The organism is Micromonospora sp. NPDC005174, assembly GCF_040608495.1.
Classification (GTDB): Bacteria; Actinomycetota; Actinomycetes; order Mycobacteriales; family Micromonosporaceae; genus Micromonospora.
On the sequence record NZ_JBEXIJ010000003.1, the window covers coordinates 1 to 25,065 of the forward strand.

Annotated in this window: 25 protein-coding genes, 1 tRNA gene and 1 pseudogene; 12 read left to right on the forward strand and 15 right to left on the reverse strand. The window is 72.1% G+C overall.

Features of this window, described 5'->3' with window-relative positions; all coding sequences use genetic code 11:
• Window positions 1-94: 94 nt before the first annotated feature.
• The 4 genes from ABZU91_RS04095 to ABZU91_RS04110 form a co-directional block, all read right to left on the reverse strand.
• Complete coding sequence (locus ABZU91_RS04095; RefSeq protein ID WP_355233715.1) at window positions 95-937, reverse strand: hypothetical protein; 843 nt, start codon at window positions 935-937, stop codon at window positions 95-97.
• A gap of 291 nt (window positions 938-1,228) precedes the next feature.
• Window positions 1,229-1,759, reverse strand: a complete 531-nt coding sequence (locus ABZU91_RS04100; protein ID WP_355233717.1) for a hypothetical protein — start codon at window positions 1,757-1,759, stop codon at window positions 1,229-1,231.
• Window positions 1,760-2,764: 1,005 nt separating this feature from the next.
• Complete coding sequence (locus ABZU91_RS04105) at window positions 2,765-3,436, reverse strand: response regulator transcription factor (RefSeq protein WP_355233718.1); 672 nt, start codon at window positions 3,434-3,436, stop codon at window positions 2,765-2,767.
• Window positions 3,433-4,584 (reverse strand): HAMP domain-containing sensor histidine kinase, encoded by a 1,152-nt coding sequence (locus ABZU91_RS04110; RefSeq protein WP_355233720.1) that lies wholly within the window; start codon window positions 4,582-4,584, stop codon window positions 3,433-3,435. Before ABZU91_RS04110 ends, ABZU91_RS04105 begins: the two co-directional genes overlap by 4 nt.
• A 117-nt stretch (window positions 4,585-4,701) precedes the next feature.
• On the opposite strand from ABZU91_RS04110, the gene ABZU91_RS04115 reads away from it, so the two are divergent.
• From ABZU91_RS04115 to ABZU91_RS04125, 3 genes are read left to right on the forward strand one after another with little or no spacing between them, the layout of a single operon-like run.
• A complete protein-coding gene (locus ABZU91_RS04115) occupies window positions 4,702-5,451 on the forward strand; it encodes an ATP-binding cassette domain-containing protein (protein ID WP_355233722.1) in 750 nt (249 codons plus the stop codon).
• A complete protein-coding gene (locus ABZU91_RS04120) occupies window positions 5,448-6,965 on the forward strand; it encodes an ABC transporter permease subunit (RefSeq protein ID WP_355233724.1) in 1,518 nt (505 codons plus the stop codon). Before ABZU91_RS04115 ends, ABZU91_RS04120 begins: the two co-directional genes overlap by 4 nt.
• Complete coding sequence (locus ABZU91_RS04125) at window positions 6,962-7,732, forward strand: ABC transporter permease (protein WP_355233726.1); 771 nt, start codon at window positions 6,962-6,964, stop codon at window positions 7,730-7,732. Before ABZU91_RS04120 ends, ABZU91_RS04125 begins: the two co-directional genes overlap by 4 nt.
• Window positions 7,733-7,936: 204 nt before the next feature.
• On the opposite strand, the pseudogene ABZU91_RS04130 reads toward ABZU91_RS04125, so the two are convergent.
• Window positions 7,937-8,281, reverse strand: a pseudogene (locus ABZU91_RS04130) (MarR family transcriptional regulator); the annotation flags it as partial.
• Window positions 8,282-8,377: 96 nt separating this feature from the next.
• Here ABZU91_RS04130 and ABZU91_RS04135 point away from each other — a divergent pair.
• Window positions 8,378-9,361 carry an FAD-dependent monooxygenase gene (locus ABZU91_RS04135; RefSeq protein WP_355233728.1) on the forward strand — a complete coding sequence of 328 codons (984 nt, stop codon included), beginning with the start codon at window positions 8,378-8,380 and terminating at the stop codon, window positions 9,359-9,361.
• Between the two features lie 58 nt (window positions 9,362-9,419).
• Here the strand turns inward: ABZU91_RS04135 and ABZU91_RS04140 are convergent.
• Both ABZU91_RS04140 and ABZU91_RS04145 read right to left on the reverse strand, forming a co-directional pair.
• Window positions 9,420-9,491: transfer RNA gene (locus tag ABZU91_RS04140), tRNA-Val, on the reverse strand.
• Window positions 9,492-9,541: 50 nt separating this feature from the next.
• Complete coding sequence (locus ABZU91_RS04145; protein WP_355233730.1) at window positions 9,542-10,120, reverse strand: TIGR02611 family protein; 579 nt, start codon at window positions 10,118-10,120, stop codon at window positions 9,542-9,544.
• 273 nt (window positions 10,121-10,393) lie between these two features.
• On the opposite strand from ABZU91_RS04145, the gene ABZU91_RS04150 reads away from it, so the two are divergent.
• Window positions 10,394-10,825: an SsgA family sporulation/cell division regulator gene (locus tag ABZU91_RS04150; protein ID WP_007457244.1), complete on the forward strand. Its 432-nt coding sequence runs from the start codon at window positions 10,394-10,396 to the stop codon at window positions 10,823-10,825.
• Between the two features lie 102 nt (window positions 10,826-10,927).
• Here the strand turns inward: ABZU91_RS04150 and ABZU91_RS04155 are convergent, their stop codons facing one another.
• Window positions 10,928-11,704 carry a glucose 1-dehydrogenase gene (locus ABZU91_RS04155; protein ID WP_355233733.1) on the reverse strand — a complete coding sequence of 259 codons (777 nt, stop codon included), beginning with the start codon at window positions 11,702-11,704 and terminating at the stop codon, window positions 10,928-10,930.
• Between the two features lie 189 nt (window positions 11,705-11,893).
• Here ABZU91_RS04155 and ABZU91_RS04160 point away from each other — a divergent pair, with 189 nt between their 5' ends.
• Window positions 11,894-12,877 carry an AraC family transcriptional regulator gene (locus tag ABZU91_RS04160; RefSeq protein WP_355233735.1) on the forward strand — a complete coding sequence of 328 codons (984 nt, stop codon included), beginning with the start codon at window positions 11,894-11,896 and terminating at the stop codon, window positions 12,875-12,877.
• Window positions 12,878-12,884: 7 nt separating this feature from the next.
• Complete coding sequence (locus ABZU91_RS04165; RefSeq protein ID WP_344356913.1) at window positions 12,885-13,340, forward strand: Rrf2 family transcriptional regulator; 456 nt, start codon at window positions 12,885-12,887, stop codon at window positions 13,338-13,340.
• Window positions 13,341-13,347: 7 nt separating this feature from the next.
• Here ABZU91_RS04165 and ABZU91_RS04170 read toward each other — a convergent pair whose 3' ends face one another.
• Genes ABZU91_RS04170 through ABZU91_RS04180 form a run of 3 tightly spaced genes read right to left on the reverse strand, consistent with a single transcriptional unit; the run spans window position 13,348 to window position 14,854 of the window.
• Window positions 13,348-13,959 carry a malonic semialdehyde reductase gene (locus tag ABZU91_RS04170; RefSeq protein ID WP_355233737.1) on the reverse strand — a complete coding sequence of 204 codons (612 nt, stop codon included), beginning with the start codon at window positions 13,957-13,959 and terminating at the stop codon, window positions 13,348-13,350.
• The gene (locus ABZU91_RS04175; protein WP_355233739.1) at window positions 13,956-14,516 is read right to left on the reverse strand and encodes a flavin reductase family protein; all 561 of its coding nucleotides are present in this window, start codon (window positions 14,514-14,516) and stop codon (window positions 13,956-13,958) included. Before ABZU91_RS04175 ends, ABZU91_RS04170 begins: the two co-directional genes overlap by 4 nt.
• The gene (locus ABZU91_RS04180) at window positions 14,513-14,854 is read right to left on the reverse strand and encodes a hypothetical protein (protein WP_355233741.1); all 342 of its coding nucleotides are present in this window, start codon (window positions 14,852-14,854) and stop codon (window positions 14,513-14,515) included. The genes ABZU91_RS04175 and ABZU91_RS04180 overlap by 4 nt, the downstream gene beginning before the upstream one ends.
• 249 nt (window positions 14,855-15,103) lie before the next feature.
• On the opposite strand from ABZU91_RS04180, the gene ABZU91_RS04185 reads away from it, so the two are divergent.
• Window positions 15,104-15,283 (forward strand): DUF4236 domain-containing protein, encoded by a 180-nt coding sequence (locus tag ABZU91_RS04185; RefSeq protein WP_355051826.1) that lies wholly within the window; start codon window positions 15,104-15,106, stop codon window positions 15,281-15,283.
• 231 nt (window positions 15,284-15,514) lie between these two features.
• On the opposite strand, the gene ABZU91_RS04190 is transcribed toward ABZU91_RS04185, so the two are convergent.
• Window positions 15,515-16,504, reverse strand: coding sequence for a hypothetical protein (locus ABZU91_RS04190; protein WP_355233743.1), 990 nt, complete (start codon window positions 16,502-16,504; stop codon window positions 15,515-15,517).
• Between the two features lie 24 nt (window positions 16,505-16,528).
• Window positions 16,529-17,050: a VOC family protein gene (locus ABZU91_RS04195; RefSeq protein ID WP_355233745.1), complete on the reverse strand. Its 522-nt coding sequence runs from the start codon at window positions 17,048-17,050 to the stop codon at window positions 16,529-16,531.
• A 49-nt stretch (window positions 17,051-17,099) separates the two neighbouring features.
• On the opposite strand from ABZU91_RS04195, the gene ABZU91_RS04200 reads away from it, so the two are divergent.
• Together ABZU91_RS04200 and ABZU91_RS04205 are read left to right on the forward strand one after the other, a co-directional pair.
• A complete protein-coding gene (locus ABZU91_RS04200) occupies window positions 17,100-17,561 on the forward strand; it encodes a MarR family transcriptional regulator (protein ID WP_355234767.1) in 462 nt (153 codons plus the stop codon).
• A 57-nt stretch (window positions 17,562-17,618) separates the two neighbouring features.
• A complete protein-coding gene (locus tag ABZU91_RS04205; protein ID WP_355233747.1) occupies window positions 17,619-19,232 on the forward strand; it encodes a tetratricopeptide repeat protein in 1,614 nt (537 codons plus the stop codon).
• 12 nt (window positions 19,233-19,244) lie between these two features.
• Here ABZU91_RS04205 and ABZU91_RS04210 read toward each other — a convergent pair whose 3' ends face one another.
• Both ABZU91_RS04210 and ABZU91_RS04215 read right to left on the reverse strand, forming a co-directional pair.
• Window positions 19,245-20,603 carry an ATP-binding protein gene (locus tag ABZU91_RS04210; RefSeq protein ID WP_355234770.1) on the reverse strand — a complete coding sequence of 453 codons (1,359 nt, stop codon included), beginning with the start codon at window positions 20,601-20,603 and terminating at the stop codon, window positions 19,245-19,247.
• An 80-nt stretch (window positions 20,604-20,683) separates the two neighbouring features.
• Entirely contained in the window at window positions 20,684-21,340 is a 657-nt protein-coding gene (locus ABZU91_RS04215) for a response regulator transcription factor (RefSeq protein ID WP_355233749.1), read from the reverse strand.
• Between the two features lie 97 nt (window positions 21,341-21,437).
• Between ABZU91_RS04215 and ABZU91_RS04220 the strand changes: the two genes are divergently transcribed.
• Window positions 21,438-22,541, forward strand: a complete 1,104-nt coding sequence (locus ABZU91_RS04220; protein ID WP_355233751.1) for a sigma-E factor regulatory protein RseB domain-containing protein — start codon at window positions 21,438-21,440, stop codon at window positions 22,539-22,541.
• A gap of 257 nt (window positions 22,542-22,798) precedes the next feature.
• Window positions 22,799-25,018, forward strand: a complete 2,220-nt coding sequence (locus ABZU91_RS04225; RefSeq protein WP_355234773.1) for an ATP-binding domain-containing protein — start codon at window positions 22,799-22,801, stop codon at window positions 25,016-25,018.
• Window positions 25,019-25,065: the final 47 nt, after the last annotated feature.

Sequence of the window (25,065 nt, forward strand, 5' to 3'; positions counted from 1 at the left end):
GCATGCTCCGCCGCCTCGCCCGAGGCGAACCCGCCACCCGCCAACAACGCCTCACCTTCGACACACCCGACTGACAGCAATGTGAAACGCCCTCTCAGAGCGTCTCGCTGTGGGGCGTGCTGAGCCTCGCGCAGGCCAGCACGGTCAGGGCGGCTCCGAGCAGCAGCGCCGCGACGGCGACGGCGATCTCGACGTCGGGCCCGGTCTCGACGGCCACGGACACACTGACGCCTGTCTGGTAGAAGGCATCGCTGCCGCGCGGCTCCGGCCGACTCCGCCAGGCAATGTCCACCGCGAGCCAGGCCTCCGTGGCCAGCAGCGTGGCACCCATTACGGCGATCGGGGCGGTGCCATGGCGCCGGACCGCGCGGCTCACGACCCAGGCATACCCCCCGAGCACGAGCAACGCCGCCACGGCCACATTGGTGAACGAGCCGAGCAGGGCGCTCAGCCCCGACGGCAGGAGGGCGACGAATACCAGGGTGACCAGCGTGAGCACGCCCACGACCGGCGCGGCCAGGCCGATCCGGCGCAGCCGATCCCGCGGCAGCCGCCCGACAGCGACGCCGAGGAAGACGCAGGCCAGGATCAGACAGCTTGCCACGGCTAGCTGTCGCAGGAACTGCGTCCGCTGCCGTACCGGGTCGGTCACCAGCGCGATCAGCTCGCTCGCGCTCGGTGAGGCGGCGCCGAATGACGAGGCCGCCCATCCCCACATCTCCACGACACCCGCGAGGGTGAGGAGGAGCAGGCCACCCTGCAGCAGCAGACGTGTCGACCGGGGCACGGCAGGACCGGTCACCGCGGGGTCGACGGCGAGGACGCCCAGCACGACGACGCCGCCGGCCCCGGTCGCCCAGGGGGATCCGAACAGCGCGCCCACGACGGCGAGCAGCGCGGCCCCGAGGAGCAGCAGAAGCTGCTTCGCTGAAGGCATCCGCACAGGGTATACAGACGGATTCCAGACTTGGCGCCCCGCGGCTGGAACCGAGACGATCTTCCGGAATACCGCTCCTAGCGGTAGCTGGTCGAACGCGCTGACATCGGCACGAGCGGACGTTACCCGGCCAACATGCGGGCCTCTCACAACGAAGCTTCAACCTGTCCGCCGTCTGGGCGCACTTCGGACGCGGAGACCGCTTCGCCACGTGCACCCAACCTGCTCCCAGTTGCAAGGCCAAGTGAACAAAGGCTCCTTACCGCCTTGACCTGAGGCACGCACTCGTAATCACTCACGGCACTCGTTCACCGACTGTCGCTGCCCTGCGTAGAGCAAGCTGGCTGTGTAGCCCGTCGATGTAGTCGGTGACGATCGTTGAAACTCCAGGTTGAAGGTGACCACCTGGCCGCCGAAGTTTTTCCGTCCGCAGACACTTCGGCTTGTGCCGTCCAGCGTCATGTGCCAGCCGTTGGCATTGCCCAATGAGGCGTAGAAGCCTTCGACGGCGGTGTCCCCTGACGGGGGTGTCTTCGTATAGGAGCGAGTGACGAACGCCCCGCCCCAGTAGTTGCTACCCCATCCCCTGCAGGGTTCGAAACTGTCCGCCGTCTGCAGCTTCGAATCTGGGAAGGCTTGAACCAGCATGGGGTCGGACGTGAGTTCATCCGTCAGCTGTGCTTCTGTGTCTGAGCAAGGGCCACCGGGATAGACGAAGGCATCGACGTAGCTTGTCACGGCACACCAGCCGGTCGCAGCGATGAGCCCCAACGTGGCAGCAACGGTCAGCGCGATAGTGGGAACTCGACCGGGACGCCGCACGAACGCTCTCCTTGCCGGGTTGCCTGCCTTGCTCCTCGATCGCTGACCATATCCTCAAGGGCGCTTGAGTCCGCCGGGCGTCGACGCCTCGACCACGGCGGACCCTGCCATCACGTCTGCCATCAACCCGCCCACACGGGGAGCGGGCCGCCGCCCGTCCCGCCACGTCAAGCGGCCGTGACGCCCTGGGTTGACCGGCGACGAATCGGGGGCGGGGTTGGCGGCGCGCACCTTGTAGGGGCAGGCCGTCGGCCTGCCCACGACTTCCGCCCGAGGGTCGCAGAGGCTCCAAGGTCAAGGGCGGCCCGTAGGGCCGTCGCTTGCGACGCCTAGCGCCCTTGAGCCGCTTCTGCCCCGGCGCGGGGGTGAAGACAATGTCCAGCGTGACCTCGCCCGCAGCTTGGAGGGGCGGCCCTCGATCTTCGGTGTGAAACCGTAGTCACCCAGGAATGGAAAGAGGCCCAGATCATCAATGTGACCTGGGCCTCTAACTGGTGGGCGATGCTGGTATCGAACCAGCGACCTCTTCGGTGTGGAACAGGACGCCGCACCTACTCTGACCTGGGAGAACGTGGCGCCGCAGGCCGGGGTGGGTGCAGTTGGGGGCTGTTCGATGCCATTGGACGCAGTTCAAAGCTGTTCAGGGCACCCCGCTGCTCCCAGCCTGCTCCCCAGACCGGGCTCGCACCGGGCCGCCGACCGCTCGTGAGGCTGCCTGCCCAGCGCTACGCTTGGCACGCTCCCTCAGCCGCATCGGTCGATCGGGAACGCACGCCCACGATCACCGCGCCTTGTCAGCGGCAGATGAGCGCATGCGCGGGGCAGCTCGGGTAAGCCCTTTCGGATTGCGAAGCCGGTCGGGCCAGGACAATGGTCAGGGGCGAATCACCAGATTGTTGGACGCGTGGCTCGCACGGTGGCGCGCGCTTAGCCGAGTTCGTGGACCGTGCCCAGCGGTGCCGCGAAGACCGTGGCGTCGACCACGGCACGGGCACACCTTGATGTTCAACCTGTTGTCAGGTCGGCGATGCGGTAGCCGACGCCGGTCTTGGTGGTGATGATCTGCGGGTCGCCGAGCTTGCGGCGGAGGCGGCCGATCGTGACCGTGACGGTGTTGGTGAACGGGTCGGCGTTTTCGTCCCAGACCTGCTCCAGCAGCGACTCGGAGCTCAGGAACGCGGGCGCCGCCCGCAGCAGCACCTCCAGCAAGGCGAACTCCTTGACCGACAGGTCCAGCCGGCGGCCGTCGCGGGTGGCGGTGCGCCGAGCCGGGTCGAGCTCGAGGCCGGCCACCCGCAGCGTCCTCGGCTGCGCCGACGGGCGGCGGCGGGCCAGGGCGCGGATCCGCAGCACCAACTCGGGAAAGTGGAACGGCTTGGCCAGGTAGTCGTCGGCACCGAGCGTCAGGCCGGTGACCCGGTCGCCAGGCGCGCCGGCCGCGGTCAGCATCAGGACCATCGGGCGGTCGTCCCGTTGGGTGATCATCTGGCAGAGGGTGTCGCCGTGCAGGCCCGGCAGGTCGCGGTCGAGCACCACCACCTCGTACGGCGCGAGGTCCAGTTTCTCGGCGGCCGCCAGGCCGTCCAGCGCGACGTCGACGGCCATCCCCTGGTCGCGCAGGCCCTCCGCGACCACCTCGGCGAGCGCCCGCGCGTCCTCGACCACCAGCACCCTCATGCTGCCCCGTCGTCCCGGCGCGCTGACGGCATCAGCGGTAGCCGGATCGCCACGTGCAGGCCGCCCTCGGGCCGGGCGCGCAGCACCAGCGTGCCGCCGTGCGCCGCCGCGATGGCTGCCACGATCGACAGGCCCAGTCCGGCACCGCCGCCTGCGGTCCGCTCCACGCCGAGCCGCTGGAACGGCTGGCCGAGCCGAGCGACCTGCTCCGGGTCGAGGGGCGGGTCGCCGGTCTCGACGGACAGCAGCGCGGTGCCGGTCTCGGGCGCGGCGACCACCCGGATCCAACCGTCCGGCACGTTGTGGATGACCGCATTGTCGATCACGTTACCGGTCATCTGGGTGAGCAGCGTCGCGTTGCCGTCGGTCCAGGTGTCCCGCCGCACGTCGGCGTGGACCGTCAGCCGCTTGGCCTCGATGTCGGCGGCGCGGGCGGACACCGCCTCCGCGACCAGCGCACCCAGGGAGACCGGCGCACGGTCGGTGAGCGCGCTGTGCTGGGCGCGGGCCAGGGTGAGGAAGCCGCCGAGCAGCTCCTCGATCCGGCTCAACTCGGTGCGCAGCCGGTCGGCGAGCGCGACCGTCTGCGGCGGCACCGGCCCGGGCTTCGCGAGCGCGACGTCCAGCGACGCGCGCATCGTGGCCAGCGGGGTTCGCAGCTCGTGGGAGGCGTTGGCGACGAACCGGCGCTGCGCCGCGAACGCCTGCTCCAGACGTTCGAGCAGCTCGTCGATGGTGTCGGCGAGCGCCTTGACCTCGTCGTCGGGGCCGGCGGCGGCGAGCCGCTCGTGCAGGTTGTCGGCGGTGATCCGACGGGTGGCGGCGGTGATCGTGCGCAGCGGACGCAGCACCCGCCCGGCGACCGACCGCCCCAGCAGCACCGAGGCCGCCCCCATCACGGTCAGCGCGATCGCCGAGCCCCCCAGCAGCTGCCGGGCCTGGTCCTGGTGCACGGCCTCCAGCCGGGCCTCCAGCTCGGCGACCCTCGCGGCGGAGGCGGCCGGCTGTCGTTGCTGTTGCTGTCCGGGAGCGACCGCGGTGCTGCTGCGGGCGATCGTGATTACGCCGGTTAGGCCGAGCAGCGCGACGCCGGAGAGCATGAACAGCGCCACGTACATGATCGTGAACCGCAGTCGAGCCGTCCGCATCCCGTTCCCCCCGCCGCGCCGCCGACCGGCACGTGACCAGCATGCCGGCCCGGACCTAACAACGGAGTGACGGTACGCGTTCGGCCGCTGTTATGGCGTGCTCGGTAGAACCGGGCCATGGCATCCAGCATCGAGGTCTCAGACCTGCGCAAACGGTACGGGCGCACCGTCGCCCTGGACGGCATGTCCTTCACGGTACGACCGGGGCACGTCACTGGCTTCGTCGGCCCGAACGGCGCCGGCAAGTCCACCACCATGCGGGTGGTCCTCGGCCTCGCGGCCCCGGACGGCGGCACCGCGCTCGTCGGCGGCGTGCCCTACCGGACGCTGCGCCGGCCTCTGACGCACGTGGGGGCGCTGCTCGACGCCGGGGCGCTGCAACCGAGCCGCTCCGCCCGCAACCACCTGCTCTGGCTGGCCCATTCGCAGGGCCTCGCCACCCGGCGGGTCGACGAGGTGTTGGAGCAGGCTGGGCTGGGCGAGGTCCGCCGCCGGCGGGCCGGCGGCTTCTCGCTGGGCATGCGGCAGCAGCTCGGGATCGCCGCCGCGCTGCTCGGCGATCCGCCGATACTGATGCTGGACGAGCCGTTCAACGGCCTCGATCCGGAGGGAATCGTGTGGATGCGCGGGCTGCTGGGGACCCTCGCCGCCCAGGACCGGGCCGTGCTGGTCTCCAGCCACCTGATGAGCGAACTCCAGCACATCGCCGCGCACGTGGTGATTGTCGGCCGGGGCAAGGTCCTCGCCGACACCACCATGTCCGAACTGCTGGCGGCGTCACCGGGGGAAGGCGCGGGCTCGCTGGAGGATGCCTACTTCGCGCTGACCCGCGACGCGGTCGAGTTCCGCGGGGAGGCGGCCCGATGAGCGACTTCGGAAGGCTCGTGCGGGCCGAATGGACCAAGTTCCGAACGGTCCGCGGCTGGGTGCTCGGCACCGTGGCCGCGGCCTTGGTGACCGTACTGCTGGGGCTGTTCGTCGCGTCGAACAGCCACTCGGTCTGTTCGAAGGGGACTGTCGACGTCGAATGCCCGACCTCCCCGGTCGGCCCGGACGGCCAGCCGGTGCGGGACAAGTTCTACTTCGTGCACCAGCCGCTGGCTGGGGACGGCGCCATCACGGTACGGGTGACGTCGATGACCGGCCTGATCACCTACCCGCCGCCGGATCACGACGAGATCGTCCCGGGCCTGGTGGAGTGGGCGAAGGCCGGTGTCATTGTCAAGGACGGCACCGCCGAGGGATCCCGCTACGTGGCCCTCATGGTCACCGCGAAGCACGGTGTCCGGATGCAGCACGACTTCGTCCACGACACCGCGGGCAAGCCGGGCGCCGTATCCGCCGACGCCCCGCGCTGGCTGCGGCTGACCCGCGTGGGTGACACCCTCACCGGGGAGGAGTCGGCCGACGGCGCCTCCTGGACCAGCGTCGGCACCGCTCAGCTGGCGGGCACTGTCGAGATCGGGCTTTTCGTCACCTCGCCCAGCGACCTCACCGTGCACGGCGGTGTCGGAGGTGGGGGTTTCCAGGCCCGACTGGCCAAGGCGACCGCCACCTTCGACAGCGTCGGATTGACCGGCACCGCGCCGGGTGGCGACTGGCTCCGCGACGACATCGGGGTCGAGCCGAACCCGGACGGCACCCTGCACCATCCGGGCAGCGTCGAGGAGGCGGGTGGCGTCATGACGGTGTCCGGCAACGGCGACATCGCACCACTCACCGGCGAGTCCGGGCCCGCTATTCAGCTTGCCCTGATCGGACTGGTCATCGGTCTGATCGTGGTGATCGTGGTGGCCGCCCTCTTCATCACGACGGAACTCAGGCGGGGCGTGATCGGAGTGACGCTGCTGGCGAGCCCGCGACGGGGCCGCGTCCTGGCGGCGAAGGCTGTCGTGCTCGGCGCTGTTACCTTCGTCGCCGGAACGGCCGCCGCCGCGCTGGTCATCCCGCTTGCCTGGGCTGCGCTGCGGTCGAACGGCTTCCGACAGCCGGGGGTGCCGCTGCCGACCATCGCGCGGGTGGCCCTCGAGGCAGGTCTGCTGGTCGCCGGCGCGGCACTGCTCGCCCTGGGGCTCGGGGCGCTGCTCCGGCGCGGGCTGGCCGCGGTCGGCATCGCGGTGGCGGTCGTGGTGCTGCCGTACCTGGCGGCGGTAGTCGGCGGCCTGCCGACCGCAGCGTCGGAATGGCTGCTGCGGCTGACTCCGGCTGCGGCCTTCGCGATCCAACAGGTCACTCCCGAGTACGCGCACGTGCTGGCGAGCTATACGCCCGGGTCCGGCTACTACCCGCTGCCGGCATGGGGCGGCCTCGCGGTCATGGCCGGGTACGCCGCGCTGGCCCTCGGCCTGGCGTCCGCGCGACTGCGCCGGAGCGACGCGTGAACCGGGTGCTGCACGCCGAGTGGACGAAGGTGCGGACCGAGCCGACAGCCCGCTGGCTGCTGCCGACCATCGTGGTGGCGACGGTGCTGGTGAGCCTGCTCGCGATTGCCGCGGCGAGCTGCGAAGGGGGCGGATGCGGCCTCGATCCGGTCGCGCTGAGCCTGGCCGGGGTGCAGCTCGGCCAGGCCGTCGTCGTGATGCTGGCCGTGCTGGCGATCGGCGGCGAGCAGGGCACGGGCCTGCTCCGCACGACGTTCACCGCCGCGCCCCGCCGGATGGTGGTCCTGGCGGCGAAGGCGGTCCTGACCGGCGGCCTGACCCTGGCCGCCGGGACCGTTGCCGTGCTCGGCTGCGTGGCCGCCGGCCGGGCGATCCTGCCCGGCAACGGCAACGGCAACGGCAACGCCGCGCCGTCGCTGGCCGACGGTCCCACGCTGCGGGCGGTCGTCGGGTCGGTGCTCTACCTGGTGTTGATCGGGCTGCTCGCGCTCGGCGTCGCCGCCGCGATCCGGGACTCGGCGGCCGCGATGGGGGCGGTGCTGGCCCTGCTCTACGCCGTGCCGCTCGTCGCGGCGGCGATCAACGACCCGGAACTCCAACGGACGCTGCGCCGGTTCGCGCCGATGACGGCGGGCCTCGCCGTCCAGGCCACCACCGACCTGGATGACCTCCCGATCGGTCCCTGGGCGGGCCTCGCCGTCCTGGCCGCCTGGTCCGGCGCGTCCCTCCTGCTCGGCGCTCTCCTCCTCCACCACCGCGACCCCTGACCCGCCCTCCCGCATCCGTCGGGCCTCGCCGACCAGTGCCCTGTCGGACTCAGTTTGGGCGCCCTGGCCGCGGTCGGCACGCCGACGCAGCGCAGGATGGCCACCGCGTTCCTTCGCGCACGGAGTCCGCACAGCAGCAACGCCGTTTAGCGGAGCGGTGTTCGCTCCAGGTCTGCTGATCGAAACCTGCGACACCTCGCACGTTCAGCTTGGTAGACCATCCGACCGCCGGCGTTTCCGCGTGGAATGTGGCCTGCCGCCCTCGCGGAGCCGGGTGGCCTCGCGCAGCGCCACTTCGCGGCCGGTACGGGCGAAGTCGGTTAGCAGGCGCAGTTGGTCGTCGGTGAACCCGGCGATGCGCTCGGTCAGGTACGCGGCCATCGGCTGGTAGAGCGCGGACAGTTCGTCGGTCCGGTCGGGCCTGGCGTGCACGGTGATCCGGCGGCGGTCGTGCGGATCATGCTTGCGGCGGACCAGGCGCTGCGCCTCCATCCGGTCGAGCATCTTGCTCACCGCGCCGGTGGTCATGCCCATCCGTTCGGCGAGCTGGGTGGGTGTGACGGCAAGACCCGCGCTGACGCGCTACGCACCCTCGACGCGCACACAGTCGTCCGCGACGCCGGATTTCCCGTACCCCGCGGCGTCATGTGGCTCGGCAACGGCAGATGCCTTGGCGAAGGACACACCGGCACTCCGCTGCCCGACGGGACACTCCCCATCGTCATCGGCCGCTACGACCTGTACGCCGCGCTGCGTCAGGAGGCCCTCCGTCGTGGCGTGCCCATCCACCACGGCAAGCGCCTGGCCCACATCGGACAACGCGGTGACCGGGTCGCCGCAGTTTTCACCGACGGCACGGAAGCTGTCGGCGACCTGCTCATCGGCGCCGACGGCATCGGCTCGACGACCCGGCACTTTGTCGACCCGCACGCACCACAACCCCGATACGTCGGGCTCGTCGGCACGGGCGGGATCACCCGCATGGCCACACCCCAGTCCGATCCCGGTGTGATGAATATGGTCTTCGGCAGGCGGGCGTTCTTCGCCTCCATGGCCAGTCCGGACGGCAGCGTCTGGTGGTTCGCCAATCTGCCCCGGGCCGACGAACCCACCGCAGCCGACCTTGCCGCGACTTCCGGCGCGCAGTGGCAACAGCGATTGCTGCAAGTCTTCGCCGGGGACAGGTCGCCGGCCGCGCAGCTCATCCGCGCGACACCGCCGGACTACACGTGGTTTCCCATGCACGACATGCATGCCCCGAAGCGGTGGCACCGCGGACGCGTCGTCCTGATCGGTGACGCCGCACACGTGAGCTCACCCAGCTCCGGCCAAGGCGCGTCGATGGCCTTCGAGGACGCCGTGCAACTGGCCCGCTGTCTGCGAGACCGAGACGATCCGCCTGCGGCGTTCCACGCGTACCAACGGTTGCGCGCCGACCGAGTCAGCAAGGTGCTGGCGGGAGCCAAGCAGGTCAACCGCAGCAAAGCGGCCACCGGCGTGAGTCGAGTCCTGCGCGACGTGACGTTCCCCCTGTTCGTGAGGAAATTCAGCACCCCTGAGGCGTTTGCCTGGCTGTACGACCACCGCATCGACTTCGACCGACCGATAGACGATCAGCAGCGTCCATAAGGTGAAGCCCGTTACCGACGGATTCGGCAACGGGCTTCTGAACTGCACGAACTGAGAGTGGGCGATGCTGGTATCGAACCAGCGACCTCTTCGGTGTGAACGAAGCGCTCTCCCACTGAGCTAATCGCCCTCAGCGCCGTTGACTCTACCCGATCGTGGAACGAGACCAAAAATCCGGGGTCAGCGCGCCGCGAGGCACTGCCTCGCCTCGGCCACCACGTCGATGCCGAGGCTGAGCTTGAGGGAGAGCCAGACCACCGCGCCGACGAAGACCAGGCCGACGGCACCGAGGACGAGTCGCAGCGGCAGTGACTGTCGTGTCACCCAGCGCGTCCAGCCGTGGACGTGTCGGCGGGTGAAGCCGAGCAGTCGGCGGGCCCAGTGGAATTCGACGGCCCAGATGCCGAGGCCGGCGATGACCAGCAGCCAGCCGGGGCCGGGTAGCGGGATGAGGGCGATGCCGATGGTCACCACCAGCGCGCCGGCGACCGCGATGAAGATCTTGAGGGCGATCCGGCCGGTGGGGTTGGCCCGGATGAGGTCGAGTGTCGTCGAGATCCGCTGCCGCCAGTGGGGGCGCCGCGGCGGCTCCCCGACGACGAGGACACCGCCGGGACGGCCCGTCTCTGGCGTCGACCGTCCGGGTCGCTCGGGCTGCTCAATCGGCACGTCGTACCCCCGCTTTTCGGCTGCTCGGACCGCGACGTTCGGCGGGCCTGGCGCGGCCACCGGATCCACTGAGGATCGGTTCGTGACCATTTCACCCCCCAGTGTCGCCCGGGCCCGTCACTGCAACGGCCGACTGGACGTTACCGGAGTAAGTCGACGACTGAGCCACCCGACGCCGGGCGGCATCACACACTGGGCAGAACCGGAAATCCTACATGAATGTTCACATTCACGAGGCGCTTCCGTCCCCCTTCCCACCACTGGGTGAAGTCAGCGTATGGCGGAGCGTAGCCAGGAGTAGCACCTGAGTATGGGAAAAGCGGGACACGCGCGTTCCGCAGCGGTGCCGGGGGGAGAACGTCCATGAGTGTCATCCGACCGACGACCGTAGAGGTCGAGACGTCGCTAAGGCTCGTCGCGCCTGACGCCACCGCCTTGCCGGTGCGTGCCAGTCTGCGTTACGACCCTGCTGACCCGTATGCGGTCCATGTCCTGTTCCATGCCGAATCGGCCGGGGGCGAGGCGGTGAGCTGGTCGTTCGCTCGTGAACTCCTGGTCACCGGCCTGGACGAGCCGGCCGGCATCGGGGATGTGCGGGTCTGGCCCTGGGCCACACCGCGCGGCGACTTCGTCGCGCTGGCCCTCTCGTCACCGGACGGCAACGCCCTCTTCGAGGTGCCGCGCAGCGTCCTGGTGCGATTCCTTCGACGCACGTACGTGGTCGTCCCGCGCGGTCGTGAGGCCGAGCACCTGGACGTCGACACGGCGGTGAACCGGCTGCTCGCCGGCCGCTGAGAAAAATCAACACCGGGGCCGCGCGGATCTGCCGAGTCCGCGCGGCCCCGGCACATCCACCCCCGGGGGTACGACCACAGCCCGACCCGGGTTGGCCCGTGCTCAGCCGTGCGTGGTGATGCCGCCGTCGACGGGGATGACGGCTCCGGTGAGGTACGCGCCGGCCCGCGAGGAGAGGTAGATGGCGGTGCCGGCCATGTCCTCGGGGCGGCCGATGCGGCCCAGCGGCACCTGCTGCTCGATGGCGGCACGACTGCCCGGGTCGTCGAGGGCGAACGCCATCATCTTGCTCTCGAACGGGCCGGGCGCGATCGCGTTGACGGTGATCTGCTCGCCGGCGAGCTGGTGGGCGAGGCTGCGGGTGAGCATGTGCACGGCGGCCTTGGTGGCCGAGTAGGCGTACACCTCCATGGACGGCACCCGGATGCCGTCGATGGACCCGATGTTGATCACGCGGGCCGGGTCGTCGACGCTGGCGGCGGCGCGCAGCGCCGGCAGCAGCGCGGTGGTGAGTCGGAAGACGGCCTTGACGTTGACCGCCCAGAGCTTGTCGAACGCGGCCTCCGGGTAGCTCTCCAGTGGCGCGCCCCAGGTAGCGCCGGCGTTGTTGACCAGCACGTCAAGCTTGTCGACGCGCTCGCGTACGGCGGCGGCGAGGGCCTGCGCGCCGTCGTCGGCGCTCAGGTCGGCGGGGATGGCCTCGCACTGGCCCTCGGCCGACAGTTCGCTGGCGACCTGTTCGCAGACGTCCGCCTTGCGGGACGAGATGATCACGCGGGCGCCGGCCCGGACGAAACCCTGGGCGATCATGAGCCCGATTCCTCGTGACCCGCCGGTGACCAGGACCGTCTTGCCTTCGACCGAGAACAGCTGCGTCATGCCCATCCCATCGCGAGTCGGCGGGTCCGCCGTCCGGCGAGCGGCCGGCGGGGCGCCGGGCGGCCAGGGACCGGACGGCGCTACCGCCGGGTAACGTAGCCCGGCCGCAGGGATCGCGACAAGCCTCGGCGCCGTCGCGTACAGAGGTCGGGATGCGGTGACCTGCGCTTCGGGCTACCGTCGCAGGCGATGGTCTCCACCGATCCCTCCCCCGCGCCATCGATCGGAACGGCATCACCCGTACCCGACGAGATCTCCACGTTCGCGCTGGCCGACCTTGCCGGTGATCCCGGCTGGCGTCGGCCGGTGTTCGTCGAACGGGAATTGCTGATCCTCACCACCCGCGGCCACGGCGACGCCGAGCTGGACTTCCACCTCCTGCCGTGCCGGCCGGGCACGCTGCTGCGGGTCCGCGCCGGTCAGGTGCTGCGCTGCGCCGGCCCCCAGTTCGACGCGACGGTGGTCGGCTGGACCACCGCGGCGCTGAACGGCCTGGCCGTCGACCCGGACGCGGCGCCGACGTGGCGGCAGTTGGCCGGCGAGGACGAGGACGCGGTGATCAACGAGGTGAGCCAGTTGGCCGTGGACTGCCAGCGGCACGGCGACGGCCCGGCCGGTCGCGCGCTGCTGCGCCACCAGCTCGCCGTCCTGCTGCTGCGGTTGACGCTGCCGGATGCGAACCGGTCCGGGCAGCGCAACGAGGCCGAGACGTTCCAGCGGTTCTGCCGGGAGGTGGAGCACGGCTACCAGGTGACCCGGCGGGTCGAGGACTACGCGGCCGCGCTCGGCTGCTCGGTGCGTACCCTGACCAGGGCCTGTCTGGCCGTCACCGGCCACAGCGCCAAGCAGGTCATCGACGAGCGTGTGGCGTTGCAGGCCGCCCGGTTGCTCGCGGCGAGCGACGAACCGATCGCGCAGATCGGCCGTCGGCTCGGCTTCTCCGAGCCCACCAACTTCGGTCGGTTCTTCACCCGGGAGATCGGGGTCAGCCCCGGCGCCTTCCGTGCCGCCCGCGACCAGCCGGCCGTGGGACGGGTCGTCCGACCCCGTCCGCCGGCCGAGCCGACGAGCGCCAACGGCGGCCGATTCCGCTCCGGCGCGCACAGCGAGCCCACCAACTCCGGTCACACCACCCGGCCCGGTGGCCCTCATGGCCCGAGTGGACGGGCATGATGACGGGGTGCAGATCTCCGCGCGCGGCGACTACGCGGTACGGGCGGCACTGAGCCTCGCGACCGCGTACCCGTCGCTGCTGTCCACCCAGGCCATCGCCGCCGAACAGGACATGCCCCGCAAGTTCCTGGAGGCGGTCCTCGCGGATCTGCGCCGAGCCGGGATCGTCCGCGCCCAACGGGGCGCCGAGGGCGGCTACACCCTGGCCCGACCGCCCCGCGAGGTGACCGTCGGCGCGGTGCTGCGCGCGGTGGAAGGCCCGCTGGCGGGCGTGCGCGGCCTGCGCCCGGAGGAGACCCGCTACGAGGGCGCGGCCGAGAACCTGCCCGGCCTGTGGGTGGCGGTGCGTGCCGCCGTACGACGGGTCGTCGACGAGGTGAGTCTCGCCGAGATCATCAGCGGTCGGCTGCCCGCCCACGTCCGCAAGCTCACCGCGCTGCCCGACGCGTGGGAGCCGCGCTGACACCCGCTCACACCGTCCACACCACCTCCTCCGACGTGAGCCGGGGCAGTCGCTCCCGCCAGGCGTCCGGGCCGGGGCGGCCGACGTTCAGCAGCAGCAGCGCCTCGTACCGACCGTCGGGGAAGAACTCCCGGGTCACCCCAGCGGCGTCGAACCCGGCCATCGGACCGGCGGCCAGCCCCGCCGCGCGTACCCCCACCAGCAGGTAACCGATCTGGAGGGTGGCGCTGAACCGGGCCTGCTCGGCGCGCGCGGCCCGGTCGCCGAGCCAGTCCCGGGCCTGCGGCCGGTGCGGGTACAGCTCGGGCAGCCGCTCGTGGAAGTCCACGTCGGCGGCGAGCACCGCCGCCAGCGGCGCGCTGGCCGTCTTGGCCCGGTTGCTCGATGACACGTACGGCAGCAGCCGGGCCCGGGCCTGCGGCGAGCGCAGCAGCAGCACCCGCAACGGCTGACCGTTGTACGCGGTCGGCCCGTACCGGATCAGGTCGTGGATCGCCGCGACCTGGGCGTCGGTGACCGGCTCGTCGGTGAACGTGTCGGCCGTGCGGGCCGCCCGGAACAGCAGGTCCTGGGCGGCCCGGTCCAACGCGAGCAGGTCGGCCGCGACGGGCGCGCTCACGCGCCGGCCGCGGTGGTGTAGCCGCCCCGGTGGTGCACCAGCGGGGCGCCGTCACCGCCGTCGCCCAGGGCGAGCGGTTCGGCGATCACCAGCGCGTGGTCGCCGGCCGGGATGCGGTGCACCACCCGGCAGAGCAGCCGGGCCAGCACCCCGGTCAGCAGGGGCACTCCGAACGGTCCGGCGGTCCAGTCCGGGTAGGCGGCGAAGCGGTCGATGCCGCTGGTGGCGAAGACCGACGCCGCCTCCCGCTGCCCGGCGGCCAGCAGGTGGACCGCGACGTGCTCGGCGCGGGCCAGCACCGGCCAGCTCGACGACGCCGTCCCCAGGCAGAACGAGACGAGCGGCGGGTCCAGCGAGACCGAGGTGAACGAGGTGGCGGTGAACCCGGCCCGGATCGGCGCGCCGATGCCGCCCAGGCAGGCCGGGTCGGTGGCCCGCGCCACGGCGGTGACAACCGTGACGCTGGTGGCCTGCCGACGCAGCAGCGCGCGGAACAGGTTCCGGTCGACCGGCCGCAACTCGGTCGCGTCCGTCGTGGGACGCTCCACGGTGGTCATGCCGACACCAGGGTCGACGCGGCGTACGCGCTGGCCGACCGGGGCAGGCCGTGCCCGTCCAGTGGCAGACCGGTGAGGTCGATGCCGAGCATCCGGCAGAGCTGCGCGAGGGCGTAGTCGGGCACGCTCAGCTCCTCGAACTCGGCGGCGAGCGTCAGCGCCTCGGCCTCGGTGCCGCCGATCACCGGGGCGATGCCGGGCAGCACCTTCACCAGGTCGGGGTCCCGACCGGCGGCGGTGACCCGGCTCGGGTCGGTGCGGGAACAGAGCGCGCTCGCGTGCCGGACCAGGTCGACGTGCACGCAAGCGATGAGGAGAAGCTCATCCCGCTGCGACATGAACTCATGCTGCCGGCGGTGGGAGCGGCCGGTCAACGGTCTTCCAGAAGGTGAGACTTGCATCGCTGCCGATGTTACGGAGCGCCACTAGCAGCGTTTACCGGGGCGCAACACCTATCTGGTGGATAGAGATTCATGTGCCGTGGCACCGCACCGTCCATCCGGGACGACGAGGTGGTTTCGGAATTCGCCCGTTCGGGAATGTTCGATCTCGACACGGCAGGGAACGATGACGAGGGGAGTGCTCCGATGGGCCTCATGTTTCGCAAGCGCAAGAAGATCGGTCCGCTGATCCTGAACTTCACCGAGAACGGCTTCTCCTCGTGGAGCATCAAGATCGGCCGCTGGTCCTGGAACTCGAAGGCCCGGGCACACCGCGTCGACCTGCCGGGACCGCTGTCCTGGAAGCAGGACAAGGCCCGGTCGTAACGACCCGGGAGTCGAGCGGGGTGCCGGTGATTCACCGGCACCCCGCTCGGCATCTCCACCCACCCGCGCCCCGCGCTCGCCCGCGCGCCCCGCGCTCGCCCGCGTCGATCTTGCACTTTCGGTTGTCGTTTTGCGCGGGAACACCCCTTGTGTCGCCACCGAAAGTGCAAGATCGCGGGGAGACAAGGGCGGGGAGACAAGGGCCGGGAGACAAGGGCGGGGAGACAGGGGTTAGGGGGTTGGGGTGATTAGTTCGTCGCCGGCCAGGCGGCCTGATTCGCGTTCTCGGGTCACCTCACCGGTGGTCAGCAGGGTGGCGAGTGCCTGGTTGGCGTCGGTGGCTCGGTAGGCGGTCGTGGTGAGGGTGTACCGCCGCAGGTCGGTGACCGGCTGCGGCCCACTCCGGCGTAGTTCGGCCAGCAGATTTCGGGCCAGCGGCTCAAGGGCCACGCCCCCTGACACGTCCATCGGTGGGGCCGCCGGGTCGGCGGGGTCGCGGTAACGCACACCGAGGTCCGCCCCGACCGTCCAGAGTGCGTCACGGACCGCCTCCAGGCTCCGGTCCGACCGGCTGCCGAACGCGACCACTCCGGCCGCCACGTCGCCCGCACTGGCCGCCACGTCGCCCATCCCGGCCGCCACGTCGCCCGCACCAGCCGCCACGTCGCCCGCGCCGGCCTCTACATCGCCCCTTCCCCCGTCCACCGGGAGCACCGGCGTGACCTCGGCGACCAGCGGGAAGCCGGCGAGGCCGAGAGCGGGGCGCGCGCTGCTGGCGGCGTGCAGCAACACTTCGCCGTTGCGGCCGTTGGCGCAGGCCCGGAGCACCTCCGCGTGCGCCGGGCCGGTCAGGTCGAGGAAGCAGAACAGCGGCGATCCGGCCACGGAGGCCGCCTTCAGTGCGACGGGCAGCCGGCCGGGGCCGCCGGGCAGCAGGTGCACGGTCACCTCGGGAGGCAGCTCGGCCTCCACCGATCCGAGCCGGGCCGGCAGGTCGGCGGCCTCGTCGGCCAGCACCAGGATCGTCACCTGTCGGCCGCGTACCTGCGCGGCGTGGTCGGCGACCACCCGCAGCACCGCCTCGGCACCGCCGCCGTCGGCGCCGGCCCAGGCCAGCGCGACGGTCACCCGACGGGAGCGGTGCAGAGCGGTGGGCAGCCAGGTCGCCAGGTGGCGGACCAGCAGCTCGCGGAGGAAGTCGGCGGTCCGGTTGGTTGGCACCGGTCCGTTCTACCCTATGGCCGTTCAGGCCGGGACGGAGATCCCCACACCGCCGCGGGTCTGCCCGCCGTAACGCTGCTGTTCGGCGGCCAGGTCGAGCCGACCGATGCGCTTGCGGGCGGCCAGAGTGGTGTCGTCGAGCCGGTCGGCCGGGACCAGCCAGACCACCTCGAACTCCAGACCGTCCGGGTCCTGCCCGTAGAGGCTCTTGGTGGTGCCGTGGTCGGACGTGCCGGCCAGTGCCCCGGCGGCGGCGAGCCGCTCGGCGGTGGCGGCCAGCTCGTCGAGGGTGTCGACCTCCCACGCCAGGTGGTAGAGCCCGACGGTGGCCCGGCCGGCGGTCGAGCGCCCGGCGCCCGCGCCGACCTCGAAGAGGCCGAGGTCGTGGTCGTTGGTGGAGTCGGGGGCCTGGAGGAAGGTCGCGCCCCGGAAGTTGTCCGGGGTCATCTCGACCAGGGTGAAGCCCAGCACGTCGCGGTAGAAGGCGACGCTGCGGGCGAGGTCACTGACGTACAGAACCGCGTGGTTGAGCCGGTGAATACCCATGACCCCACACTAGCGCGATTTGGTTGAGCGTTCAATCATCGGGAGTATGATGGGCGTCATGACCCGCTGGTTGAACCCCGACGAGCAGCGCACCTGGCGGGCGTTCCTCGCCTCCTCCCGGGCGCTGATGGACACGCTCGACCGTGAGCTGCAACGCGATGCCGGTATGCCGCACGCCTACTACGAGATCCTGGTCCGGCTCTCCGAGGCGCCGGGTCGGCAACTGCGGATGAGCGAACTGGCCGAGGTCACCGGGTCGTCGCGCAGCCGACTCTCGCACGCCGTCGCCCGCCTGGAGCAGGCCGGCTGGGTGCGCCGCGAGGACTGTCCCACCGACCGGCGCGGGCAGATCGCGGTGCTCACCGACGACGGTTTCGCCACCCTCGCCGCCGCCGCGCCCGGCCATGTCGAAGGGGTACGTCGGCACCTGTTCGACGCGTTGAGCCCCGCCCAGATCGACCAGTTACGCCGGATCAGCGAGACGTTGGCCGAGCATCTGAGCAGATCCTGACCGATCGACACCGGCGCGGGTCTTGTACTTACCGTCGTCGGATGAGCACGATGGGGCGTGTCCTCCGGCTTCGACGAGTTGACTGACCAGGCGCACCACCTCGTGTCCGCTGGCGACATGGCGGGTGCGCAACGGCTGCTCTCCGATGCGCTCACCGACGCCGACCCTCGCCCGGCCAACGCCACGCCCGAGCTGGCCGAGGCGGCGAGCCTGCAGGCGCGGGTGCTCGTCGCGCTCGGGGAGCCGCACTCCGCCCGTGGTTGGGCGGCCTTCGCGTACGCGGCCACGACCCGGTTGCACGGCCGCTCCGATCCCCGCACCGTGGCCGCCGCGGCGACCCTGGCCGCCGTGCTGCACCGGGTGGGCAGCCATTCCCGGGCCGCCCGGCTCTACCAGGACGTGATCATCGAGCTGACCGCTCAGGACGGTCCCGAGTCGCTGCGGGTGCTGGCCGCGCACGCCGACCTGGCCACCGTCGAGTACGCGCGCGGCCAGTGCACGGTGGCCCGCGACCGTCTCCAGGACGCGTGGGAGTTGCACCGCGAGGTGTACGGGGACGGCCACCCCAGCGGGATCAAGATGCTGGCCCGGCTCGGCTCCATGCAACGCGACTGCGGGCAGTTCGCCGAGGCGCACGACAACCTGGCACTGGCCCGCGAGCTGTGCCGGCAGCACCTGTCCGCCGACGACCCGCTGGCGCTACAGGTGGCGTCACTCGCCCGGGCCGCGGCCAACCCCGATCACGTCTGCGCCGACGACCCGTCCGCCGTCCGGGACGCCCCGGTGGTGCCGGCGGCGCGTACCCCGACGCCCAGCGACCCGCCGCTCGAGGCGGCCTACCATCCGTCCGCGCCGGTCGAGCCGGAGCTGACCGAGGGTCTGGCCGGCCCCGGGGTCACCCACAGCGGCCCGGTCCCGAATCCGCGGGCGCCGGCCGACGAGCCGGACGGTTCACCGGGCTTCCGCTGGCCGCCGGACCCGTCGGACGCCCCTGCCCCGCACCCCACCGTCCCGCCGGTGCCCCCGTCGGTCGCCGGGTTCACGGGCGGCACCGAGGAGGCGTCCGGCGTCTACCGGCTGTACCGCCCCGGCGCGTCGGCCGAACCGGATCGGCCCTCCGCGCCGCTGACGCCGTACACGCCGTCGCGGTTGTTGCCGGTGCCCGTGCACCGGGCGCCGACGCCGGCCCGTAACCGGCTGGTGCCGGTGCTGGTGGCCGGCGTGGTCGTGGTGCTGCTGGGCACGGTGGCGGTGATCGCCGGCGTGGCGCGCGTCGGCGACGGGGACGACCCGAAGTCCGGGCCGGTCAACGGCTCCCCGAGCGCCGGTCCGAGCGGCACGGGCGCGCCGCCCAGCACCGGCACCCCGGCCGCCGGCACGGCCGTGCCGGCCGCCGCACCGGGCACCCCGCCCGGCACGGTGTCCCTGCGCGACAACCGGGACAACATCGCTCTGCGGTGGACGTACCCGGCCGGCGGCGAGGGCCCGGTGGTCGTCTCCGCCGGCCGCGCCGGGCAGGACAAGACCGCCATCGCCACGCTGCCCGCCGGCACCGACAGCTACATCGTGTACGCGCTGAACCGCGCCAACGACTACTGCTTCACCGTCGCCGTCGTCTGGTCCACCGACACGGTGGCGAGCGCCAGCCAGGTCTGCACCCGCCGCCGCTGACGTCCCGCACGCTCACGGTCGGGCGACCACCCGGTGCGGCTCGGCCCCGGTCGGCAGCGCCGGGAGCAGCAGACGTACTCGCAGGCCGGGTGGCCCGTCGGCGTCGGTCAGGGAGATGGTGCCGCCCGCGCGACGGACCAACTCCCAGACGATGGCGAGGCCGAGGCCGGCACCGCCATCGTCGCGGCCCCGACCGTCGTCCAGCCTGGTGAACCGGTCGAAGACCCGGCCCCGGTCGGCCGCCGGAATCCCCGGGCCGTCGTCGGTCACCGTCACCAGGTGGTACGCGGCGTCCTGCGGCTCGGCCGTGAGGATGACGCTGCCGCCCGCGTGCCGGACCGCGTTGTCGACGAGGTTGGCCAGCACCCGCCGTAGCTCGGTCTCGTTGCCGGCCGTCCACAACGGCCCGGGGGACGGCACGACCCGCACCGGCGGCGACGGATACCGGGCGGCGACCTCGGTCAGCAGCGCGGTCAGGTCGACCGGGCCGGTCCCCCGCGCCGGAGGCATCTCGTCCAGGCGGGCCAGCAGCAGCAGGTCGTCGACCAGTCGGCTCAACCGCTCGGTGTCGGCGAGCAGGTTGACGGTCACCGCCGTCCAGTCCGTCCGATCGGCGAGTCGCTGGGCCACCTCCAGCTCGGTACGGATGTTGGTGAGAGGGCTCCGCAGCTCGTGCGCGGCGTCGGAGACGAAGGCCCGCTGCCGGGCCCGGGCCGATTCCAGCCGGTCCAGCATCCCGTTGAGGGTGACCGCCAGCCGGTGGATCTCGTCGGCGGAGGCGGGCACCGGCAGGCGACCGGCGCCGGCCCGACCGGTGATCTCCTCAGCGCCCCGGCGGAGCGCCTCCACGGGACGCAACGTCGCGCCGACAACCCGCCACGCCACCCCGGCCAGGACCACCACCAGCAGCGGGAACGCCACCAGCAGGATGGTGCGTACCACGTGGGTGCTCTGCCGTACGTCGGCCATCGAGCGGGCGACCAGCACGGTCAGCGGATCGGCGGCCGAGCCGGCGGGTACGGCGACCACCCGGACCGGTCCGCGGAGCCCGACCCGCTCGGCGGGAACGTCCAGGCGCTGCCGCTGGCCGGTGTCCAACCATTCGGGGCGGACGATGGGCACGAGCCGGTCCGCGTCGATCGAGGCGGCCCGGACCCGGCCCTGCGCGTCGATCACCTGGACCCGGACCTGCCCACCGGCCACCGGCAGCGGGTCGGGCAGCGCGTCCTCGGCGGCGAGCAGGGCCACCGCGTCGGCGGTCCGGAACGCCTCGGTGTCCACACTGCGCTGGAGCACGAAACGGAGCGCGCCCAGCAGCACCACTCCGCCGAGGGCGAGGCCGATGGTGAGCCCGAACACGCCGAGCGCCAGGAGCCTGCCCCGCAGGCCGAGTCCGCGCAGACCCCAACGGGGTGACCAGCCGCTCCGGCCGCTCCCCGGGTCGGCGGGTGTCACGTCGCCAGCCGGTAGCCGGCGCCCCGGACGGTCTCCAGCCGATCCCGGCCGAGCTTGCGGCGCAGGTAGCCGACGTACACCTCGACCACGTTGGGCGCGGTCTCCAGGCTGGCGTCCCACACGTGGTCCAGCAGCTCGATCTTGGAGATCACCTGGCCGGGGCGGCGCATCAGGTAGTCCAGCAGCGCGTACTCGCGGGCCGTCAAGGCCACCTCGGCGTCGGCCCGGGTCACCCGTCGGCGGGCCGGGTCCAGTCGGAGGTCGCCGACCGCCAGCACGGTGGGACGCTCCGGCGCTCCCCGGCGCAGCAGCGCCCGCAGGCGGGCCAGCAGCACCACGTACGAGAAGGGCTTGGTCAGGTAGTCGTCGGCGCCGCAGTCCAGGCCGTCGGCCTGGTCGTACTCGCCGTCCTTGGCCGACAGCATCAACACCGGCAGCCAGTGCTGCTCGGCCCGGAGCCGGCGCACCACCTCGTAACCGGAGAGGCCGGGCAGCATCACGTCGAGGATCATCGCGTCGTACCCGCCGTGCCGTGCCGCGTCCAGGCCGGCAGGGCCGGTCGCCGCCACGTCGACCACGAACCCCTCCGCCTGTAGGCCACGTTGCAGCGCAGCCGCCAAACGGGCCTCGTCCTCCACCACCAACAACCGCACGGCTCAAGGGTGCCACCTGGGTCAATGCCGCGAGTTCGGCGTCCTCAGCGCCCTCACAGCGCCGAGGAGGCAGGATGTCGGGTAGGAGGTAGCCACCATGTCGATCCTGAGAAGCCGTCCCGTCCTGCGTTGGCTGGTCCCGGTGGCCGCCGGCGTCGCCGTCATCGGTGGAGGCGCCGTGGTCGGCACGTTCGCCGCCGAGGCGGAGCCGAGCCTGCCGCCGCGTACCGCCGCCCAGCTTCTGGTGGACCTGCAGACCTCGCAGTTGGAGGGGTTGTCCGGGACCGTCGTGCAGCGCGCCGACCTCGGCCTGCCGCCGCTCGTCGGGCTGATCCCCGGCAACGACCTGACGACCCTGCTGACCGGTACGCACACCCTGCGGGTCTGGTATTCGGGCCCGGACCGGCAGCGCGTCGCCCTGGTGGACACGCTCGGCCAGCAGGACGTGATCCGCAACGGGCGGGACGTGTGGACCTGGGAAAGCCGCAGCAACACCGCCCGCCACCGCACCCTGGGCGAGGCGAAGGACGCCGGAAAGGCGACGCCCGAGGCTGAACCGAGCCTGCCCGCCACTCCGCAGGAGGCCGCCGACCTGGCGTTGGGCGCCATCGATCCGAGCACCCAGGTCAGCGTCGGCCGCTCGGCCACCGTCGCCGGTCGGGACGCCTACGAGCTGGTGCTCCAGCCGCGTGACCGCGACTCGCTCGTGCACCAGCTACGGATCGCCATCGACGCGAAGCAGCACGTGCCGCTGCGCTTCGAGGTGCTCGCCAAGGGCAGCGACCAGCCGGCGTTCGAGATGGCCTTCACCCAGGTCGACTACCGCCGCCCCGACGCCGACCAGTTCGCCTTCAACCCGCCCCCGGGCGTGACCGTCACCGAGGAGACCGCCGAGCGCCCGACCGGGGACAGGCCGGCGCACGCCGCGCCGGATCGGAACCCGCAGGTGCGTACGGTCGGCGAGGGGTGGACCACCGTCCTGGTCGCCCGCCTCGGCGCGGCCCCGGGTCAGAAGCCCTCCGGCGACGCACCGGACGCGAACGTCTCGAAGCTGCTCGGTGGGCTGCCGGCGGTCAGCGGCGAGTGGGGCACCGGGCGACTGCTCACCGGCAAGCTGTTCAGTGTGCTGCTCACCGACGACGGGCGGGTACTCGCGGGAGCCGTCACCCCGGAGCGGCTCTACCAGGTGGCCCGCGACTGACGTCCCCGATACGCGTACGCCGGGTCGACCAGATGGTCGGCCCGGCGTTCTGTGTGACTCGTATCGGCCCGGTCGGCTTGGTGACAGCGGGCCGACCGCGCTATCTTCGACAATTCGAGGGCACAAAAAAGAACGGCTTAAAAGCCGTTCCTGCATTGCATTCTAATCTTTAGGGAGACGGCTTGTCAAGGCACTCCGGCGGTACCGGTGAATTGCCGCTCGACGACGAGATCGGCCGCGAGCAGGAGTACGTCTCGATGCTCTACGGCCGGCTGGACGGGTTGCGTGAGCAGGCCACCCGCCGGCTCACCGCCGAACTGCGCAACACCGGCGGCACCCTCCAGGACCGCTCCCAGCGCGACAGCTCCGTGGCGATGTACGCCGACCAGGTCGAGCAGTTCTCCGCCGTGGAGAATGGCCTCTGCTTCGGACGGCTCGACGGCGACGACGACTCCCGCCGCTACATCGGTCGGATCGGGATCTTCGACACCAGTGGCGACTACGACCCGCTGCTGATGGACTGGCGGGCCCCGGCCGCTCGGCCGTTCTACCTCGCGACCGCCGCCAACCCGCAGGGCGTACGCCGTCGCCGGCACCTGCGCACCCGTCAGCGCAAGGTGACCGGGCTCAACGACGAGGTCCTCGACATCGACAGCGCCTCCCCCGGCGGGCACGAGGAGCTGACCGGTGAGGCGTCCCTGCTCGCCGCCCTGAACGCCGGTCGGACCGGCCGGATGCGCGACATCGTGGAGACCATCCAGGCCGAACAGGACAGCATCATCCGAGCCGACCTGCCCGGCGTGATGGTCGTCCAGGGTGGCCCCGGCACCGGCAAGACCGCCGTCGCGCTGCACCGGGCGGCGTACCTGCTCTACACACACCGGCGGGAGCTGTCCAGCCGCGGTGTGCTGCTGGTCGGCCCGAACGCGACGTTCCTGCGCTACATCTCCCAGGTGCTGCCCACGTTGGCCGAGACCGGCGTGCTGCTGCGTACCCAGGGGGATCTGTTTCCCGGGGTGAGCGCCCGGCGCGCCGAGCCGGCCCGGACCGCGGCGCTCAAGGGTCGTGCGGTGCTCGCCGAGGTGCTGGCCCTGGCCGTGCGGGACCGGCAGTGGGTGCCGGACGAGCCACTGGAGATCGAGATCGAGCGCGAGGTGCTGACCCTCGACCCGGAGACCGTGCGCGCCGCGCGGGACCGGGTACGCCGCACCGAGCGCCCGCACAACCTGGCGCGGGCGCTGTTCGACGTGGAGATCGTGCACGCGCTCGCCGACCAGGTGGCCGAGCGGATCGGCGCCGACCCGCTCGGTGGGGACAACCTGCTCGACGAGGCCGACCGCGCCGAGATCCGCCGGGAGTTACGCGAAGAGACGGAGGTCCAGGCCGTACTCGACCGGTTGTGGCCGGTGCTCACCCCGCAGCGCCTGCTCGCCGACCTGTACGCGGACCCCGGCCGGATCGCCGCTGCCGCGCCGATGCTCACCGACGACGAGCGGGCACGGCTGCACCGCGAGCCGGGCGGTTGGACACCCGCCGACGTGCCGCTGCTGGACGAGGCCGCCGAACTGCTCGGCGAGGACGAACGAGCCGCCGCCGCCCGGCGCGAGCGCATCCGCGTGATGGAGCGGGAGTACGCCGAGGGCGTGCTGGAGATCGCCCGCGGTTCCCGCTCGATCGACGTGGAGGACGAGGCCGAGGGCGGTGAGATCCTCGGCGTGACCGACCTCATCGACGCGGACCGGCTGCTGGAACGGCAGGAGGAGGCCGACCGCCTGACCACCGCGCAGCGCGCCGCCGCCGACCGCACGTGGGCGTTCGGCCACGTGATCGTGGACGAGGCGCAGGAGTTGTCGCCGATGGCATGGCGGCTGCTGATGCGCCGCTGCCCGAGCCGGTCGATGACGATCGTCGGAGACGTGGCGCAGACCGGCGCGCTCGCCGGGACGCCCTCCTGGGCCGATGCGCTCGCCCCGTACGTGGCACAGCGCTGGCGGCTGACCGAGCTGACGGTCAGCTACCGCACGCCGGCCGAGATCATGGCGGTCGCCGCCGACGTACTCACCGAGATCGACCCCCAGTTGCGGCCGCCCCGTTCGGTGCGGGAGAGCGGCGTACCCCCGTGGGACCGCGCGGTGCCCGACGAGCAGCTACCCGCGGAGTTGGTGGCGGCGGTGACCCGCGAGGCCGCCGGGCTCGCCGAGGGCCGGCTCGGTGTCATCGTGCCGGCCGGCCGGGTGGACGCGCTCGGTGCGGCGCTGACCGCCGCGCTGCCCGAGGCCACGGTGGGCGAGCACCCGGAGCTGGAGAGCCGGGTGGTCGTGCTGACCGTCGCCCAGGCCAAGGGGTTGGAGTTCGACTCGGTGCTGGTGGTCGACCCGGACCGGATGGTGGCCGAGTCGCCGCGTGGGCGCAGTGACCTGTACGTCGCGCTCACCCGGGCCACGCAGCGTCTGGGCATCCTGCGCCCCTGCCGCTGACCGACCACCCCGTCGCCCCCGCTGACCGGCTGGTCGGCGGGGGCGCG